General features: G+C 44.6%; 2 protein-coding genes. Both read right to left on the bottom strand.

What is annotated here, in order from left to right; translation table 11 throughout:
• Positions 1-87: 87 nt before the first annotated feature.
• Positions 88-900, bottom strand: a complete 813-nt coding sequence (locus Q0212_RS12890) for a hypothetical protein (RefSeq protein WP_297926161.1) — start codon at positions 898-900, stop codon at positions 88-90.
• A partial coding sequence (locus tag Q0212_RS12885) for a hypothetical protein (RefSeq protein ID WP_297926159.1) occupies positions 893-1197 on the bottom strand: 305 nt, incomplete at its 5' end. The genes Q0212_RS12885 and Q0212_RS12890, both read right to left, overlap by 8 nt.

The raw sequence follows: 1197 nt of genomic DNA, 5'->3' as shown, positions 1-1197 counted from the left end.
CTTCTTTAATAGGCACACCATAAGAACGCAAAGCGATAATTTCTGCTCTCGTTTTATCGGTTGGTTGGTGCAATGGTTTTGACATAGTTAAGCCTCATGTGTTTTTTTTGAGGCCGCACAAGATGAGTGGAGCGTGATGGTTGGAATCGCACCACCGCCCACTAACTGGTCGCTAGTGGTAGCCTTTGTATCACGCTTAATTGATTTACCTTTATACATACCTGCACCCATTTCGTCAATCTTTGAAAACGGTAAAATCGGAACGGTCAATCTCTTTTTTGCTTCAGGATTTAGGAAATAGATATAGCGGAGTTGGTAGCCGTCTAATAGTACTGCGCCAAAGTCTATAAATGGCTTTAATGACGTGCCACCGCCTAAAATTAGTCCGTACTTCTTAGCAAGCTCAATACGTCTTGGTCGCCTAGAGTCTGTTAATACAAGCCTTGTCTCAATTAACCCATCTGGAAATTTAATTATCTGTCCGTTTTTTCTGATACCTGTCAGCACAAAACCGCTTGCCCTGTAGATCGTACCATCTCCGCATTGCGTCCCATCGCTGAACGACAACACCCACTCAATATGCGGGTAGTGTTTTTTAATCAATCGAAAAGCCACTGCCATGCAACGGCTTTCACTGTTACGCGGTAATCTGTCGCTAAACGCCATACGGTTTAGCTCAAGCATTCCATTCCACTGAGTACCGTCAACCAATGGCAAAACCTTGCGCTTATCCAATGGCGACCCAAAAGACATAACGCCCTCTAGTTTGTCGTTAAGGTACGCGCCAAAGTGTAACGTGCTATTGTTTACCACCTTACCGCTATAATGCACCCGCTTAACAAGCGCATTAGCTGCCTGTGCTGTGATAGGCTTTACAATAATATCCTTTGCACTAACCATTGCGAGCCTCTAGCCATTGGGAGCATATTAAAGCGAGTGCGTTGCCGTTGCTATTCTCATTTAATCCTGTGTCTACAAGCGGATTTGTTCTAGCAAGCGTAACAGCATCTTCAACGATTGCGGCTTGCTCGTCATGCAGGGTGAAGGTCTTTTGCTGAAAGGGTTCTTTATCACCGCTTGCCAGTTCAGGCATACCCACTTCCTCGCTTTCGTCAAAATCAACCGCGCTGATTTCCTCTAACTCAAAACCAGTTAGCTCCAAATTAAAACCATTATCTGCAAGTTCTGCAAACTCTA

This window comes from uncultured Agitococcus sp., assembly GCF_937920075.1.
Classification (GTDB): domain Bacteria; phylum Pseudomonadota; class Gammaproteobacteria; order Pseudomonadales; family Moraxellaceae; genus Agitococcus.
The sequence above is the reverse complement of the archived record's forward strand: the minus strand, read 5'-3'. Positions and strand labels throughout refer to the sequence as shown.